Origin of the sequence: Gloeobacter violaceus PCC 7421, assembly GCF_000011385.1 — a bacterium.
In the GTDB taxonomy this organism is placed as follows: domain Bacteria; phylum Cyanobacteriota; class Cyanobacteriia; order Gloeobacterales; family Gloeobacteraceae; genus Gloeobacter; species Gloeobacter violaceus.
The window spans coordinates 90,810-106,240 of sequence record NC_005125.1 but is presented as its reverse complement, the minus strand read 5'-3'; the positions used below and the strand labels follow the sequence as shown (position 1 = coordinate 106,240).

Sequence of the window (15,431 nt, the reverse complement as noted above, 5' to 3'; positions counted from 1 at the left end):
ATGACCACCCCGCATACGCTCCTGCGCAGCCTGCCCTCCGATCTTGATCCCAATCGCCTGCCGCGCCATGTCGCCGCCATCATGGACGGCAACGGCCGCTGGGCGTCAAAGCGCAACCTTCCCCGAGTGATGGGCCATCAGGCTGGGGTGAGTGCCCTCAAAGAGCTGTTGCGCTGTTGCAAAGACTGGGGCATCGGTGCTCTCACGGTCTATGCCTTCTCGACGGAGAACTGGAAGCGGCCGCAATACGAGGTCGAATTTTTGATGGCCCTTTTTGAGAAAGTGCTCAACCACGAGCTTTCGGAGATGGTGGATGAGGGGGTGCGCATTCGCTTCGTCGGGGCACTCGCCCATCTGCCCGGAGCTCTGCAGAGTGCCATCGAGGGAGCGATGGCGGCCACAGAGGCGAACACGGCGGTCGAGTTCACCGTCGCCACCAACTACGGTGGCCGGCAAGAGATCGTCAATGCCTGCCGCGAACTGGCCGAGCAGGTACGGTCAGGCCGTCTCCTGCCCGAGCAGATCGACGAGAAGCTTTTTGCCCAGCACCTCTACACCCGCGAGCTTAGCGATCCCGACTTACTGATCCGCACCAGCGGCGAGCAGCGCCTGAGCAACTATTTGCTCTGGCAGATGGCCTATACCGAAATTTATGTAGCCGACGTGTTATGGCCCGACTTTGACCGAGCGGCCTTCCACGCTGCGCTGCAATCCTACCAAGGTCGCCAGCGTCGCTTTGGTAAGGTGTGAGATCTCCCCCGGCCCCCCCTTGGGAAGGGGGGGCCGGGGGGGTCAAATCCTTGCCTTGACCGTGAAGGCGTAGGTCTCCCCAGTCTCCAGTCGAAAATCATTCTTTTCGAGAAACCGCTGCAGGGGTTCTTTGATCAAGGCCCGGCCCAGGGATGGATGAATTTCAAGCTGGCCTCCACTCAGGAAATGCCAGCGAAATGTCCAGACGTACTGGCCACCCTCGGCGTCACCTTCCAGCCAGCCTCCAGACAGGGAGCGGGCACTGACGCGCAGGTTGATCTCGGTTTGGGGTAATCGGCCGCTTGCCACGCGCCTGCCCTCTACTGCGATTTTTTTATCTTAGAAGCTGATGGCGAAATGGCGCGCTTGAAAATGTTACGGTGGTTAAAGTGTCTATCGAGTTGCCCGTCCGTGAGCCAAACCGCCGCACCCGCTATTACTCTGTCATTCGACGCTGCAAGTGTCGAACCTATGCAACTGCAGCAGCTTTTTGATACTGGTGCCTTCTGGGCGCGCAACCGGCAAATCGGTAGGATCGAGTGTATGCTTGCCTGCAGCAAGCCGGTGGTCGCCGCTTATGCCGAAAGCCGATTGGTCGGTTTTGCCCGCGCTACCAGCGATGGTGCCTTTCGAGCCACAATCTGGGATGTGGTGGTACATCCGGACTACCAAAAACTGGGTCTCGGACGCCGCCTGATTGAGGCGCTTTTGGATGAACCGGCAATACGCGATGTCGAGCGCGTCTATCTGATGACGACCTTTCAGCAAGGCTTTTACGAAAAACTGGGCTTCCAACGCAACGCTTCGACGACGATGCTGCTGATGCGCTCAGACGAAGTGGGCTGACAGCAACCGCAGCTACAAAATCAGGCGGGCCACGGTTTTACTGTGGCCCGCCTCGATCGTATGAATTTGCGATGCGCTTAGCGGCGAACGGCATAACCGGAAACGAGCGCGACAATGAATACCAAGATCGCCGAGCCGAGGATGGTCGGGATCAAAGACACATTCGCCAGGGCAGGACCGAAGTTGCCAAACAGAGCCGCACCCACCCAGGCACCAATGACGCCGAAAACAGCGGCGACCAGAAAGCCCCCCGGGATGCGTCCAGGTACGATCGCCTCGGCAATGACAGCACAGATGCCGGCTACGACCAAAAACAAAATAAAGCTCAAGATCCCCATGTCCTTTGAACTCCACTGGAGTGATGCTCTTATTCTAGAAACCCCGGACTGCGGGAGCGTCCGCCAGAGGATTGAACTCGTGGGTGCCCCTTTTGACAGGGGACAACGCGATACAGCTATGTCTCAAGGACGGCCGCCCGGACGGGAATTTTCGGCGTCTTTGATACCCAACTGGTAGACTCCGGCACCGATGGACACCATCAAACCGCCGGCCAGCGCCCAACTCCCTCCCAGAGTATGGCGCAGAACGATGAACACGACCACCGCCAGGATCAGCGAAGGCAATATGCTCAAGATCGAGGCGAAAAGCTGGTTGCGCTCCTCCCAACCTTTCGGACGGCGCTCGAGCGTCTGGGCGGTGTAGATGGCTCGATCGGCGTCGTTGAGCCATCCGCACAGCACGTCCACCAGACGGCCGTTGAAGCGGGAAAAACACAAGTAAAGCGCCAGCGACCAGAGGCTGATGCCTGCAGCCACCGCCGGTGACAGTCCGAATTTGTAAAGAAAAAAGTCGATCACATTTTGTAAAGATCTCGCCCTGCTACCCAGGGTACACCGCGCCGATGAGAATAACTACTTAGGCACAAATGCCTGGTGCGGGTTTGCCCAGGTCGAGCGATAAACTGGAGCAGTTGTCCAGGAGAACAGCGTGCCTACCCTCGGGGTCAACATCGATCACGTCGCTACGATCCGTCAGGCGCGCCGCACCGTCGAGCCTGATCCGGCGGCGGCGGCGGTACTGGTGGAACTGGCGGGTGCTGACGGAATTACCGTCCATCTGCGCGAAGATCGCCGCCATATTCAAGATCGCGATGTCGAGATTCTGCGGCGCACGGTACGCACACACCTCAACCTGGAGATGGCCGCCACCCGGGCGATGGTGGACTTTGCTCTGGACGTGCGGCCGGACTACGTGACGCTGGTACCCGAACGGCGCGAGGAGGTGACCACCGAGGGCGGCCTCGATGTGGGCGGTCAGATTGCATCGGTGGGTCTGGCGGTCGAGCAGTTGCAATGCGCAGGCATTCCGGTGAGTTTGTTCGTCGATCCGGATGCCGCTCAACTGCAAGCTTCGGCCCGCACCGGAGCCAAGTTTGTCGAACTGCACACCGGACGCTACGCCGAGGCCAGGGGCGAGCAGGCCCAGCGCAGCGAACTGGCGCAGCTTGCCGCCGCCTGCGATGAAGCCCAGGCTCTGGGTCTGCGGGTCAATGCCGGTCATGGCCTGACGTACTGGAATGTCGCACCGGTGGCGCGCTTGTCGGGTATGGAAGAACTCAATATCGGACACTCGATTATTGCCCGGGCGGTGCTGGTGGGTCTCGAGCGGGCGGTGCGCGAAATGAAGCAGGCGATGATAGCTGGATGAAGACTGTTCGCCTGCGGGCCGCCGCCAAGATCAATCTCTACCTCGAGATACTCGGGGTACGCCCCGACAACTTCCACGAATTGGTGATGGTGCTGCAGAGCGTTGATCTGGCCGACACCGTCACCCTGCGCGCCGCGCCCACGACCAGGGTGAGTTGCTCCCATCCATTGGTGCCCAACGACCGTACCAATCTGGCGGTAAGAGCGGTCGAAGTGCTTCAGAAGCACACCGGCATCGACGAAGGAGTCGAGATTGTCATCGAGAAGCGCATCCCGGTAGCGAGCGGTCTGGCGGGCGGCTCCACCGACGCCGCCGCAGTGCTGGCGGGGCTCAACGTGCTTTGGGATCTCGGCTTGACCCAGAGACAGCTGCAGTCTCTGGGTGCTCAAATCGGCTCGGATATTCCCTTTTGTGTGACAGGCGGCACCGCCCTTGCTATGGGCCGGGGTGAAGTGCTCTCGCCTCTGCCGGCCCTGAAGGGGGTCTACTTAGTGCTGGCCAAACTCGCCGATTTGCAGGTATCCACCGCCTGGGCCTACCAGACCTACCGGCGCGAGTATCTGAGCGAGGGTACCGCGCCGCGCGCCCGCACCAGTGCTCTGCTCTCGGCGGTGGCCAGCCAGGAGGTTGCCCGCATCGCACCACTGTTGCACAACGACCTGGAGCGCGCCGTGCTGCCCGCCTACCCGCAGGTGAGCGCGCTGCGCGAACACTTGGTGAGCGCCGGGGCACTGGGGGCAATGATGTCTGGCTCCGGCCCGGCGGTGTTTGGCCTTGCAAGGGACCGCGCCCACGCCGAGGCTGTTTGTGCCGTCCTTGCGGGTGAACCCGGACTGGAACTGTTCGTCTGCAAAACCCAGCAGGCGGGCATCCTGATGGAAGAATCGGAGTCCTCCGACTTGTAAATTTCCCACAAATAGATTTAAACTGGGGCGCGTTGCTGCCAGCCGGAGATGGACTGTATGCTCTTCACCCGCCCGCTGCGTGGTTTTTCGTTGGTCGAGATGGTGCTTGCCCTCGCTGTCGGGGCGGCCTTGGGTCTGGCGGCGGTGACGGTGGGACTGTACTGGCGGGGTGAAGCGCAGCGGCGGCTCCTGGGCGCCTCGGTGCCCCTCATTGCCCAGGCGATGCGCCAGTACGCGCGCGCCCACGGCAGTCTGCCCGATCTGGCCGTGGCGGAAGATAGCGATCGCTGGTTGGTCCTCTACACGCCGCCGGGATCGACCACCCTCCCGGACGGCGCCCGCCGCACACTGCCGGACGGCATCGCTTACCAACGCCTGCAGACGTATGTGCCTTCGAGTATTCCCTTTGGCCAGGTCCCCGGGCGGGTGCGGCTCACCGGCACCGGTTGCGAGCCGACGGACCGTCTCACCGAATGCACCTTGAGCATCGTGCCATGAAAAAATTTGTGCAATTGCTGTTGACGATCGGCGTACTGCTCAGCGCCATGTTCGTGCTGGTCAATCGCCTGGGGGCGGCTCCTACCCAGCGCACCGGCTACCTGATCGGCATCCAGGAGTTGAACAACCTCGGGCCTATTGGCGACAACGGTGTTCTGAAACTTGGGCCGGTGGATCTGACCGGTTTGCCGATGCCTCCGGACTTTGTGACCGCAACTGCCGAAGCGCAGATGGGCATCGCCAACAGTTGCGTCAAGCTGGAGATGCTGCTCAACTACACCTACAGCGGTCTGACCGGGGTGCCCAATAACATGGCGGGCAGTACCGACAACACCGACTGTCAGGTCAATGGCGGCGGCAACCAGAAAGACGAACGGACCTATACCCTTGCTTCGGTAACGGCGAATATCGACGACAGCCAAACGTCGATGTCGCTGTCGGTCTTTGCCTACTTTTTCGGCAACAACGAGAACGCGAGCAAAGTGACCCTGCGCACGGTGCGCCTGAGTTACTACAGCCTCGAACCACCAACCGCCGGGGCCGCCCAATCGGTGCAACTGGTGCCTTCCGCATTTAATGGGTTGGTGATCTACCCGTCGGTCGCGACGTTTTTTGGCAAGTACTTTGTCTATATCGATAATCAGCGCTACGAGCCGGCGATCGATACCAACGGCTATCTCAAGGGCAACCTGCTGGGTTCAGCCCTCGGTGCCCGCCAGATTGGCTTCTTTTTGCCCGAGAACAGCCTCTATCAAAGTTCGCTGCTGTACCTGCAAAATGGCGATCCTGCCTCGGCCCAGAAACTCACCGTCCAGGGGATGACCACCAAAGGAACCTACACTGCGCCCGGCGTCTACGGCAATCCGATCGGTCTGCAGGCGCTCGATCTGCGCGAGGTGAATTGGCTTTCAGGCTATCTCATCCCTTATCCGAAGCCCGCGACCCTGGTGGCCATTCCGGCGGCTTCTACTGTGGCAAGCGGCCAGACCTTGCGGGTGACACTCTCGATGAGCGGCATCGACCCCGGTACCCTGCGCGCCCGCATCGGCAGCACCGAGACCTACCCCGCCGCCACCAACAGCCCCAAGTGGCGCGAACTGATCGACAAGGGTAAGGGGGCCATTGAGCTGAATCTGAGCGGCAGTACGGGGCAGTCGGTGCCTGTGATCTTGATGGCGCGGCCCCTCGACAGCGATCAGGAATTGGCCTATTCGTTTGTGGTCACAATCAAGTAAGCCGGAGGTCAGGGGGGGCTGACAGGATCTCGTGCAAGAAAGGCGGCGCCATGTATGTTGGATGTGCCTTGTTTGCAGTGCCGACCGTGCCCTTCCATTGGAACGACCAATACACTCAACCTGGCCGACAGAGGTTTCTGCTGCCGACCCTGCCGACCCCGCGGCCTCGGAGGGGTTGGTAATGGCCTGCTCCCCGGAAAATCTGCTCGCCGAAATTGCGGCACTACGCGAACACAATGCCCGGCTGGAGGCTTTGCTGGGCGAAGGTCGGCTCAAAGCGCCGGCCCTGCTTGAAAGTGAGGAGCGCTACCGCTCGCTGATCACCGTCACCTCCGCCATCGTCTGGACCGCGGGGAGCGATGGGGCGATTGTCGAGGAGGTGCCTTCCTGGGAAGAATTCACCGGCCAGTCCCCCGAGCAGTACCAGGGCTGGGGTTGGGTCGAGATGCTCCATCCCGAAGACCGCGCTTCCACCGCCGAAATCTGGCGGCAGGCCAACGCAAACAAGCGCCCGGTGGAAGTCGAATACCGGCTGCGGCGGCGTGACGGCGAGTATCGCCACATGGTCGCCAGGGGCGTGCCGCTGCTGAATGCCGGGGGCCGGTTGTGCTCGTGGGTGGGCACCGTCACCGACATTCACGATCGCAAGGTGGCCGAGCAGCAGCGCGAGTTGCGACTTCTGCAGGCGAAGCGGCATACCACCCGCCTGCAGAAGCTGGCCGAGGCGTCGCTTGCCATCAATTCGGCTCTGTCGATTCAGCAGGTGCTGCAGGGGATCACCGAGCAGGCCGCAGCCCTGATTGGTGCCCATATGGCCCTCACCAGCCTGACGCCCGAGCGCGACTGGGCGCGGGCGGTGCATACGGTGTACCTGTCGGACAAGTATCGCTACTGGCACCACGGCGAAGCGCGCCTGGGCGGCGTCGGGATCGCCGCCGATGTGTGCCGGACCAACCGGCCTGCACGTCTGACCCAATCCCAACTGGAGGGCCATCCGCAGGGCCGGCTGCTCGCCTTCGGGGCCACCGACCGACCGGCGCTGCGCGGCTGGCTCGCCGCCCCGCTGGTGGGGCGCGACGGGCGCAATATCGGCCTCATTCAGCTGTCGGACAAGCACGAGGGCGATTTTAGCGAGGAGGACGAGGCCATCGCCGTGCAACTGGCGCAACTGGCCTCGGTGGCAATCGAGAATACGCGGCTATTCGAAGCGGAGCAAGCCGCTAAGGTGGACGCCGAGGAGGCCAACCGCCTCAAAGACGAGTTTCTGGCCACCCTCAGCCACGAACTGCGCTCACCGCTGACGGCAATTTTGGGATGGACCAAGCTGCTGCGCCAGGTGGATCTGGGCGCGGTGCGCGCCGCCCACGCCCTGGAGGTGATCGAGCGCAACGCCCTCGCCCAGAACCAGCTCATCGAAGATCTGCTCGATATCTCGCGGATCGTGGCCGGCAAGCTGCGCATCGAGGCGGCCGCGGTGGATCTGGCCGGGGTGATCGAGGCGGCCATCGGCACCGTCCGCCCGGCCGCCCAGGCAAGGGCCATCGAAGTTGACACCGAGATCGAACCGGGGGTGCCGCTTTTGATGGGCGATGCCACCCGTCTGCAGCAGGTGGTCTGGAACTTGCTTGCCAACGCGGTCAAATTCACTCCCAACGGCGGCCGGGTGCGGGTGCGGCTGTCCCGGCGCGGTACCGCCGCCGAGGTCGCCGTCAGCGACAGCGGCCTGGGCATCGCCCCCCATCTGTTGCCCCACGTCTTCGAGCGCTTCCGCCAGGCGGACAGCTCCAGCACCCGCTCCCACGGCGGTCTGGGTCTGGGTCTTGCCATCGTCCGCCAACTGGTCGAACTGCACAGCGGCACCGTCTCGGCCGCGAGCCCCGGCGAAGGGCAGGGGGCGACTTTTACGGTGCGGCTGCCCTTTGACGGAGCACGGACATTGCTCGCGGGCGACCACTCCCCCGGCGACTGGACGCGCGAATCTCCCACCGCCTGCTGCGGGCGGCTCGACGGCCTGCGGGTGCTGGTGGTGGACGACGAACCGCAGGCGCGCGAACTGGTGCGCACCACCCTGGAACTGTGCGGTGCGCAGGTGGCCACGGCGGGCTCGGCCGCGGAAGCCCTGGCTGAGGTACGCCGATCGAAGCCGGCGGTCCTGGTCAGTGACATCGCCATGCCGGGTGAGGACGGCTACGCCCTGCTGCGCCAATTGCGCCTGCTCGAAGCCGAGTGCGGCGGGCGCATCCCCGCGGTGGCCCTGACCGCCTACGCCCGCGTCGAGGACCGCCGCCGGGCGCTTTTGGCCGGTTTTCAGACCCATCTGAGCAAACCGGTCGAACCGAGCGAGTTGGTGGCGGCGGTGGCCAATTTGAGCTGTCAGGCCGCGATCTGAAGCCCTATGGCTTAGTCGCTTTAGCCTGGGCGGCTTTCTGCTTTTGCTTTTCTTTTTCTTTGGCCCGCTTTTCTTTTTCTTTGGCCTGCTCGCGCGCCAATTTCGCTTCGAGAGCCTGGCGCTCGGTCTCTTCGGCTTTTTTGTCGAGATAGTAGTCGTAGTCGCCCTCGTAAGCCACCAGTTCGCCTTCGCGGATTTCGACGATTTTGGTGGCGACGCGCTGGATGAAGTAGCGGTCGTGGGAGACGATCACCGCTGAGCCGGTGTATTCGCGCAGAGCCTCTTCAAGAATTTCTTTGCTCGGAATATCGAGGTGGTTGGTCGGTTCGTCGAGCAGCAGAAAGTTACTGGGGCGCAGCAGCAACCGGGCCAGGGCGAGGCGCGATTTTTCGCCCCCGGAGAGGGCGGAAACTTTCTTAAAGACCGTGTCGCCGCTAAAGAGAAACCGCCCGAGCATCGTGCGCACTTCTTCGTTGGTGAGTTGCGGCGCTTCGCCGTGCAGCGTTTCGAGAACGATTTTGCCCATGTCGAGGGTCTCGGCCTGGTGCTGGGCGTAGTAGCCCGCAAGTACGTTGTGGCCGAACTCGATTTTGCCGGTGGTGGGCTGCTCTTCACCGATGAACAACCTGAGCAGCGTCGATTTGCCGGCACCGTTGGGACCCAAGAGGGCGATGCGCTCGCCCTTGAGGATCTCCAGATTCGCTCCCAAAAACAAAATTTTGTCGCCATATTCCAGCGACAGATCGCGCACGAGCATCACCTGCTTGCCGCTTGCGGGGGCCGGGGCGAAGCGAAAGCGCAGCGTCCGCTCAGTACCCACCGGTGCCTCGATGCGCTCGATTTTCTCGAGCTGCTTCTCGCGGCTTTTGGCCTGGGTGCTGCGGGTGGCCGAGGCGCGAAATCGGTCGACGAAGGCCTGCTGTCGGCCCAATTCGCGCTGCTGGCGCTCGTAGGCCGAGAGCTGCGCGTCGGCGCGCTCGGATTTGGCCGTCTGGTAGAAGCTGTAGTTGCCGCTGTAGGTGCTCGCCATCCCCCGTTCGACTTCGACGATCTTGGTGACGATCCGATCGAGAAAGCGCCGGTCGTGGGAGACAATCACCATTGCCCGGTTGAGATCTTTGAGGTAGCCTTCGAGCCACTCGATGGTCTCAAGGTCGAGGTGGTTGGTCGGTTCGTCGAGCAACAGCACGTCCGGTGCAGTGAGCAGCAGTTTGCCAAGACCGATGCGCATCTGCCAGCCGCCGCTAAACGTCTCCACGGCCCGATCGCCGTCGACGTCGTTGAAACCCAATTCGGGCAGCAATTTTTCGACTTTGCTCACCAGAAGGTAGCCGTCGAGAGCCTCGAAGTGGGACTGCAGGCGGTCGATTTTTTTGAGCAACCGGGTGAGTTCCGCCTCCGACGCGCCGCCGGCGTCCGCCAGGGCCAGATTCGCTTCGTTGAGTTCATGCTGCACGGCCTGGGCTTCCTCGAAGACCGAGAGCAACTCTTCGCGCACGGTGCGGCCCGGGGTGACCATGAATTCTTGGGCCAGGTAGGCAATTTTGACGTGGCTCGGGCGGACCACCTGGCCGCTGGTCGGCTCCTCGTGTCCCAGGAGCATCTTGATTTGGGTCGACTTGCCCGCACCGTTGGCGCCCACCAGCCCGATGCGCTCGCCCGGGAGCACCTCCCACGTACAGTCGCGGAGCACTTCTCCGGTCGGATAAATCTTGCTGACCGATTCGAGCCTGAGCACGGCGGCTTGCCCTCACTACACCTACACAGTGTAACGGATCTGCAACATCATTCCGGGTAGCCGTCCAAACCCGCGCCACAATAAAGCATGAGCGATGTGGACCGGTTCAAACAGGCGGCAGGAGAACTGGTGGCGGAGGCGGCCGAGGTGCTCGACGCCTATCTGGCCATCGACGACCGGATGTTTTCGTGGAAGAACACGTTTGGCTGGAACGACGTGAGCCCCCTCAAACCGCTGGTACAACCGCTCATCGAGCGGCTCTTGGCGGTGAGCAAACAAATCAAAGATCTCCAGGGCGCAGCGGGCGAACTGCCGGAGGAGATTCCCGAAAAAGCGCCGCTGTTGGGTCTGTTCAAAGTCTTTGCCAATTACGTCGAGTCGCTGCGCTTCGCCGTACAGACCATGGGCCGGGTGCTCGAACACATCGAGACCCGCCGCCTCAACGGTGCAGAGTTCAAAAAGACCCGCTACGAGTCGGACCTGCTTATCTACAAAAGCCAGATCGACAAGTACCAGCTTTACGGCGAACAACTCAACACGCTCATTCGCCAGCTACGGTAGGCAATGCCGGACCGATCGGGCATCGAGATTGCCTACCCGGTGCAGTCGCATCGTGCGCCCGAGCCAATGCGACAATGGCAGCAAAGACTCGTCTGAAATCGCCCATGATCCGCGCCCTCGAAGGCCAGCAGGGTAATCAAAAAAGAATCGGCTGAATTTTGCGCAGCACCTCTATCAGCAGTTCCTCAGAGCATAAACTGATCGCGGCTGCCCGCCGGGCTCGGTAATCAAGCGAGCGCAGTTGATCGGCCATGATTACCCCTGTCACTGCCTGTCCTTCAGGGATAAGTACGTAGAACGGATTTTTGCGCTGCGTGTTGCTGACAGGACAAACGAAGACAAAGCCAAGCCTTTCATTAAACAGAGTCTGGCTGACCACCAGGGCTGGGCGAACCCCTATCTGCTCATGCCCGGCTTGTGGATCAAAACTGAGCCAAATGAATTCGCCGCGCCGGGGAACGTACTCTACCAAGCTTCTTTCCCTTCGGGTTTGCCCCAATCGACCTCGTCTTCGACTTCAAGCGGGCCGACAAGTAACTCCTCAAGGCTGTACTCTTTGACCTCCCGCACAGGCCGAACAACCAGAGCCCCGGCTTCTACACTGCATAGGAGTGTGGTGTGGGGCTTGAGACCAAGTTGGATCACAATCTGCCTGGGAATGCGAAAAGCGAGGGAATTCCCCCAGCGGGCCACTTGCGACTTCACACTTTCCTCCCATGCATTGTCGTCTGGATATCCAGAGTATATCCTTCGGCTGACCTATCTGGGCTCCCCAGGCTTTTGTTGGAACGCGGCACCCACGGCCCTTACGGTTGTGGGTGCCGCCAGTTGTCACTATCGGCGCCTCAGCTCATTCCTGCTCCCACCGGTAGCTCATGGGAGGACACGCGCGACACCGGGATCGGGAGTTTGCGTCCATGCCCGTTGGAGACCTGCTCGCTCAAGAGCTTTTCGGCCGTGCCGTCGGCTTCGAAGTCTTTGCGGAACGCCTGGATGATGTCGGGGATCGCCGGGGCGATGGTGGTGACCGCCGCGATAAGCGCACCCAGGAATTTTTCCTGTTGCTGGGAGGCACCGTCCGGCTGGTAGTCCTTGTTCAGTTGGCCAACGACATTGACGATCATCGGGGCGAGGCGCACCGCAGCGCGCAGCACCGAGCCGAAGAATTTCTCCTCGACCTCCTCATCAACCACAGCCTTGTCGATCTGATAGTCCTTGCGCAGTTCCTGGACGATCTCACCAACTACCGGAGCGACCTGCCGGATCACCCGCAGCAGCGAGCCGAAGAACTTTTCGTCGGCCTGTTCGGACTCTCCCATCTGGAAGTCCTTGCCTAGAGCCTGGACAATACCGGCGATGGCCGGCGCCAGTCGGAGGCCCGCCCGCAGGACGGCACCGAAGAATTTCTGCTCATCTTCTTCGGAGGCAGCCGGTTCGTAATCCTTGCGCAGATCCTGGCGCAGCCTTTCCAACAGGTTCGAAAGGGTGGGAGAGAGCGTCAGGGCTGTCTGCAGAACAGCTCCAATGAATTTCTCTTCGCCCTCGGGTGTGCCGCTGCCGTCCGGCTGGTAGTCCTTGCGCAGACCCTCGATGATCTGCGAAACGGTTGGTGCCAGATGCAACGCCATGCGCAACGCCGCACCCAGGAATTTCTCATCGGCCTCCGGCGACGCATCGACCTCGAAATCCTTACGCAAAGCCCGGATGATCCTCGGAATATAGGGAATCACACCGCTGCCGATGCCGATGAGGGCACCCAGGAATTTTTCCTGTTGCTGGGAGGTACCGTCCGGCTGGTAGTCCTTGTTCAGTTGGCTAACGACATTGGCAATCATCGGGGCAAGGCGCACCGCGGCGCGCAGCACCGAGCCGAAGAATTTTTCCTCGACCGCGTTTCTGTCAGTCTGCGATTTGGCGATCGTCCAGGTGCTCATCGAAGAAACCATGGCTTGTTCTCCTGTAAAGGATTTACCGGTCGTGCCGCGGAGCATATCCCACAAGCTGTTCAGCCAGTTGCTGGAGCCGGTGGCAGGTGCGTCGGGCGGGGGCGGCGGGATCGAACCCATCGGCTGCAGCGTGATAAAGGTGTAAGAACCGAGATCTTGGGGAGTGTCGGGTTCTTTGACCTCCGGGGTCTGTTTGAAGTTGAGATTGGACAGTTCGGCGGCGACCGCCTGCAACAGCCGAGCGTTGGATAAGCGGTCGTAGGAGGGCAGCGACTGGCCCGCCTTGGTCAGGGCGGTGACGATGCCGTAGGTGAAGGCGGACATGCCGTTGGTGCGCGACGTGCTGGCAGCGGCGGTCTGCTCCGCCCGGCAGGCGCTGAGCACCAGGCCGTTGACCCGCGGCGCATCCGCCTTCTGCCGGGCAATGGCGCTCGTGGCCATCAACCGCATTGCGCCCGATTTCGAGGCGGCCAGGGGCGGTTCGACAGGACCGCCGAAGGCCTTGAAGGGCAAGCTGACGGTTTGATCCAGCTCCACGGCAATTTCTTTGGAAAGATCCTCCGGAATCCACACCTTGTTGCGGGTGCGCTCTTCGCTCTCGTCGGTGGACACCACCAGCAAAAATGGCTTCTCCATGCCGCCGGAATGACAACTGTCCAGGATGACTGTGAGCATCCCGGGCGGCAATCCCTGGGTTTTGGCGCTCAGTTGCTGATCGAAGAAAAAGCCGTCGTGCAGGCACAGGCACTCGCGCAAAATGCCTTCCAGTTCGGTTCGAAAACCGTGTCCGCTAAAATACAAGATCCGGCGCGCGTCCTGCTTGCCGTTGGCGGAACGGCTCACGCCACTCAACAACCAGTCCAGGCCATCGGTGACATTTTTGATGGTGGCTTCAGCGTCGTACAGAGTGCGCAACTGTTGAGTGCGAAGTCCGTAGGATGGGGATTTCAGCACTTCGATAAATTTTCTCGCATCCTCCAGACAACTGGGCAAATCGTTGGTCGTACCCGGGTAGTCGTTGATTGCAACGATCAGGGCTTTGATGTCAGCCATGGGCATATCTCCTGTTAGAAAAAAGCTCCAACAGAGGCCGAAAGGGATTCATTCAAACTCAGGTGCTAAACTTTGTTGCGATTGATCCCTGTCTGCCGTGCCGAGCTAAGGGCAGAACGGGTGCACCGATGCTTCCATCTATCCTGTATACTTATTTCCTGAAAAATATGCCGATTGGGAAATCAAACTATAGATAATTGTTACTCTTGGAAACAAACAGGATCGGTCCTGCAAGTCCAGGGGAAATTGCCGCCTTTTACAGGATGATTTCCAGTTGGTACGACTTCCCACAAGTTGGTAAGTGATTGGCTGTTTCCAATTGCTGGTTTCTTCAGCGGCAGGATAAAGCCGATTGCACTTAGCCGGCGGGGCTGTCCACAATACGCTCTCTCGATTGGCGGGCGTTAGGCGCCCGCCAGAACCAGGCTTTCAATCGCCTCGGCCCGCGTCGGCAAAGCGGCGGTCAGCACCTCAGTACCGGTCTCGGTGACCAGTACATCGTCCTCGATGCGGATGCCGCGCACGTCGGCAAATTGGCCGAGCCGTTCCCAATTCACCGCATCGGCGTACTTTTCGCGGTTGAGCGGATCGCCAAACAGGACAGGCACCTGGTAGAAGCCCGGTTCAATCGTGACGAGCATACCGGCGGCCAGGGGGCGGTTGAGGCGCAGATAACCGAGGCCGAAGCGTTCGGAGCGCTCGCGGCCGGGGGCATAGCCCGCCAGATCCCCCAGATCTTCCATATCGTGCACATCGAGACCCAGCAGATGGCCGATGCCGTGGGGAAAGAACAGGGCGTGGACGTCGCGCTCGACCAGGTCTTCGGGTTTGCCGCGCAGGATGCCCAGATCCACCAGCCCCGCCGCCATTACCGCGCAGGCGAGTAGATGCAGATCGCGGTACTCTACACCCGGTTTCATCGAGGCGATGCAGGCATCGTGGGCGGCGAGCACGATGTCGTAAATCGCCCGCTGGGTAGGTGAGTAGCGTCCCGAAACGGGCCAAGTGCGGGTGATGTCGGAGGCCCAGCCCAGTTCGCTCTCCGCACCGACGTCGGCCAGGAGCAGATCGCCGGGGGTGAGGGTGTGGTGGTACTGCTCGTTGTGGAGCACTTCGCCGTGGACGGTGACGATGCTGCCGTAGGCGGTGGCCATGCGGTTGGCGATGATCACCCCTTCCATGGCGGCGCGCACCTCCGACTCGTACTTGGCCTTGGGGGTGACCCGCATGCCCGCCTGGTGAGCGACGACGCTCACGGCGGCAGCCCGCCTCAGTTCACCCAGGGCCGCCTCGTCGTGGGACAGGCGCAGGACGATCACCGCCTCAGCCAGGGCGCGGTCGGCCCTGTCCAGTTCGTGGGAGGCCGGGAGCGTTCGTTCCAATAGTTGGGTCTGACCCGCGCGGGTGGTAGTGTCGGTAGCCGGCAATGTCGCCGCCCCGGTTGCGCGCGCGCCCAGTTCCGCAAGCGGATAGGCGGCGTCGGCTCCGACAAAGGTGGCCACCGCCTCCCGGCCGGGTACCTCGCCGTGCCACAGGGCGTGGGCCGGACCCGGTTCGTCGAGGAACAGCTCCAGCTTGCCGCTATCCAGGCGGATTGCGGCACCCTCCAGGGGCACCCCGGCAAAGTACAGAAAGTGGCTATTGGCCCGAAACGGATAGGTGTTGGCCGGATAGTTGCGCCCGATGCTCTGGCCGGACCAGAGGACGGCAGGTCTCTCCACCAGGGCGGCAAGCCGCCGCCGTCGCTCCTTAAGGGCCTCGGCCATCGAAGGACGCTCCATCCATGCCGTCATCGCCTTGCTC

Annotated in this window: 16 protein-coding genes; 8 read left to right on the top strand and 8 right to left on the bottom strand. The window is 61.6% G+C overall.

Annotated elements, in window-relative coordinates:
• A complete protein-coding gene (locus GLL_RS00550) occupies positions 1 to 750 on the top strand; it encodes an isoprenyl transferase (RefSeq protein ID WP_011140112.1) in 750 nt (249 codons plus the stop codon).
• Positions 751 to 792: 42 nt separating this feature from the next.
• Here GLL_RS00550 and GLL_RS00545 read toward each other — a convergent pair whose 3' ends face one another.
• Positions 793 to 1,059 carry a DUF3146 family protein gene (locus tag GLL_RS00545; protein ID WP_011140111.1) on the bottom strand — a complete coding sequence of 89 codons (267 nt, stop codon included), beginning with the start codon at positions 1,057 to 1,059 and terminating at the stop codon, positions 793 to 795.
• Between the two features lie 102 nt (positions 1,060 to 1,161).
• Between GLL_RS00545 and GLL_RS00540 the strand changes: the two genes are divergently transcribed.
• Positions 1,162 to 1,596: a GNAT family N-acetyltransferase gene (locus GLL_RS00540; protein WP_231848297.1), complete on the top strand. Its 435-nt coding sequence runs from the start codon at positions 1,162 to 1,164 to the stop codon at positions 1,594 to 1,596.
• 77 nt (positions 1,597 to 1,673) lie between these two features.
• Here GLL_RS00540 and GLL_RS00535 read toward each other — a convergent pair whose 3' ends face one another.
• Positions 1,674 to 1,934, bottom strand: coding sequence for a GlsB/YeaQ/YmgE family stress response membrane protein (locus tag GLL_RS00535; protein ID WP_011140109.1), 261 nt, complete (start codon positions 1,932 to 1,934; stop codon positions 1,674 to 1,676).
• Positions 1,935 to 2,057: 123 nt separating this feature from the next.
• Complete coding sequence (locus GLL_RS00530) at positions 2,058 to 2,453, bottom strand: hypothetical protein (protein ID WP_011140108.1); 396 nt, start codon at positions 2,451 to 2,453, stop codon at positions 2,058 to 2,060.
• A gap of 130 nt (positions 2,454 to 2,583) precedes the next feature.
• Here GLL_RS00530 and GLL_RS00525 point away from each other — a divergent pair, with 130 nt between their 5' ends.
• The 5 genes from GLL_RS00525 to GLL_RS00505 all read left to right on the top strand — a co-directional run bounded on the left by GLL_RS00525 (position 2,584) and on the right by GLL_RS00505 (position 8,330).
• Positions 2,584 to 3,303 (top strand): pyridoxine 5'-phosphate synthase, encoded by a 720-nt coding sequence (locus tag GLL_RS00525; RefSeq protein ID WP_011140107.1) that lies wholly within the window; start codon positions 2,584 to 2,586, stop codon positions 3,301 to 3,303.
• A complete protein-coding gene (gene ispE, locus GLL_RS00520; RefSeq protein ID WP_011140106.1) occupies positions 3,300 to 4,208 on the top strand; it encodes a 4-(cytidine 5'-diphospho)-2-C-methyl-D-erythritol kinase in 909 nt (302 codons plus the stop codon). Before GLL_RS00525 ends, ispE begins: the two co-directional genes overlap by 4 nt.
• Positions 4,209 to 4,256: 48 nt before the next feature.
• Positions 4,257 to 4,706 carry a prepilin-type N-terminal cleavage/methylation domain-containing protein gene (locus GLL_RS00515; RefSeq protein ID WP_011140105.1) on the top strand — a complete coding sequence of 150 codons (450 nt, stop codon included), beginning with the start codon at positions 4,257 to 4,259 and terminating at the stop codon, positions 4,704 to 4,706.
• Complete coding sequence (locus GLL_RS00510) at positions 4,703 to 5,941, top strand: hypothetical protein (RefSeq protein ID WP_164928428.1); 1,239 nt, start codon at positions 4,703 to 4,705, stop codon at positions 5,939 to 5,941. Before GLL_RS00515 ends, GLL_RS00510 begins: the two co-directional genes overlap by 4 nt.
• A gap of 181 nt (positions 5,942 to 6,122) precedes the next feature.
• Positions 6,123 to 8,330 carry a hybrid sensor histidine kinase/response regulator gene (locus GLL_RS00505; RefSeq protein ID WP_164928427.1) on the top strand — a complete coding sequence of 736 codons (2,208 nt, stop codon included), beginning with the start codon at positions 6,123 to 6,125 and terminating at the stop codon, positions 8,328 to 8,330.
• Between the two features lie 4 nt (positions 8,331 to 8,334).
• Here GLL_RS00505 and GLL_RS00500 read toward each other — a convergent pair whose 3' ends face one another.
• On the bottom strand, positions 8,335 to 10,068 hold the full coding sequence (locus GLL_RS00500; protein WP_011140102.1) for an ABC-F family ATP-binding cassette domain-containing protein: 1,734 nt from the start codon (positions 10,066 to 10,068) through the stop codon (positions 8,335 to 8,337).
• Between the two features lie 87 nt (positions 10,069 to 10,155).
• On the opposite strand from GLL_RS00500, the gene GLL_RS00495 reads away from it, so the two are divergent.
• Entirely contained in the window at positions 10,156 to 10,629 is a 474-nt protein-coding gene (locus GLL_RS00495) for a hypothetical protein (protein ID WP_011140101.1), read from the top strand.
• 136 nt (positions 10,630 to 10,765) lie between these two features.
• On the opposite strand, the gene GLL_RS00490 is transcribed toward GLL_RS00495, so the two are convergent.
• The 4 genes from GLL_RS00490 to GLL_RS00475 form a co-directional block, all read right to left on the bottom strand.
• Entirely contained in the window at positions 10,766 to 11,101 is a 336-nt protein-coding gene (locus GLL_RS00490) for a type II toxin-antitoxin system PemK/MazF family toxin (protein WP_011140100.1), read from the bottom strand.
• Positions 11,095 to 11,334: an AbrB/MazE/SpoVT family DNA-binding domain-containing protein gene (locus tag GLL_RS00485; RefSeq protein WP_011140099.1), complete on the bottom strand. Its 240-nt coding sequence runs from the start codon at positions 11,332 to 11,334 to the stop codon at positions 11,095 to 11,097. Before GLL_RS00485 ends, GLL_RS00490 begins: the two co-directional genes overlap by 7 nt.
• 140 nt (positions 11,335 to 11,474) lie before the next feature.
• Complete coding sequence (locus tag GLL_RS00480; protein WP_164928426.1) at positions 11,475 to 13,628, bottom strand: caspase family protein; 2,154 nt, start codon at positions 13,626 to 13,628, stop codon at positions 11,475 to 11,477.
• A 404-nt stretch (positions 13,629 to 14,032) separates the two neighbouring features.
• Positions 14,033 to 15,421, bottom strand: a complete 1,389-nt coding sequence (locus tag GLL_RS00475) for an aminopeptidase P family protein (RefSeq protein ID WP_011140097.1) — start codon at positions 15,419 to 15,421, stop codon at positions 14,033 to 14,035.
• Positions 15,422 to 15,431: the final 10 nt, after the last annotated feature.

Coding starts and splice junctions, on each gene's coding strand:
- GLL_RS00505 (WP_164928427.1), top strand. CDS start 6,123: ATGGCCTGCTCCCCGGAAAATCTGCTCGCCGAAATTGCGGCACTACGC.
- ispE (WP_011140106.1), top strand. CDS start 3,300: ATGAAGACTGTTCGCCTGCGGGCCGCCGCCAAGATCAATCTCTACCTC.
- GLL_RS00535 (WP_011140109.1), bottom strand. CDS start 1,934: ATGGGGATCTTGAGCTTTATTTTGTTTTTGGTCGTAGCCGGCATCTGT.
- GLL_RS00495 (WP_011140101.1), top strand. CDS start 10,156: ATGAGCGATGTGGACCGGTTCAAACAGGCGGCAGGAGAACTGGTGGCG.
- GLL_RS00515 (WP_011140105.1), top strand. CDS start 4,257: ATGGACTGTATGCTCTTCACCCGCCCGCTGCGTGGTTTTTCGTTGGTC.
- GLL_RS00510 (WP_164928428.1), top strand. CDS start 4,703: ATGAAAAAATTTGTGCAATTGCTGTTGACGATCGGCGTACTGCTCAGC.
- GLL_RS00550 (WP_011140112.1), top strand. CDS start 1: ATGACCACCCCGCATACGCTCCTGCGCAGCCTGCCCTCCGATCTTGAT.
- GLL_RS00480 (WP_164928426.1), bottom strand. CDS start 13,628: ATGGCTGACATCAAAGCCCTGATCGTTGCAATCAACGACTACCCGGGT.
- GLL_RS00475 (WP_011140097.1), bottom strand. CDS start 15,421: ATGACGGCATGGATGGAGCGTCCTTCGATGGCCGAGGCCCTTAAGGAG.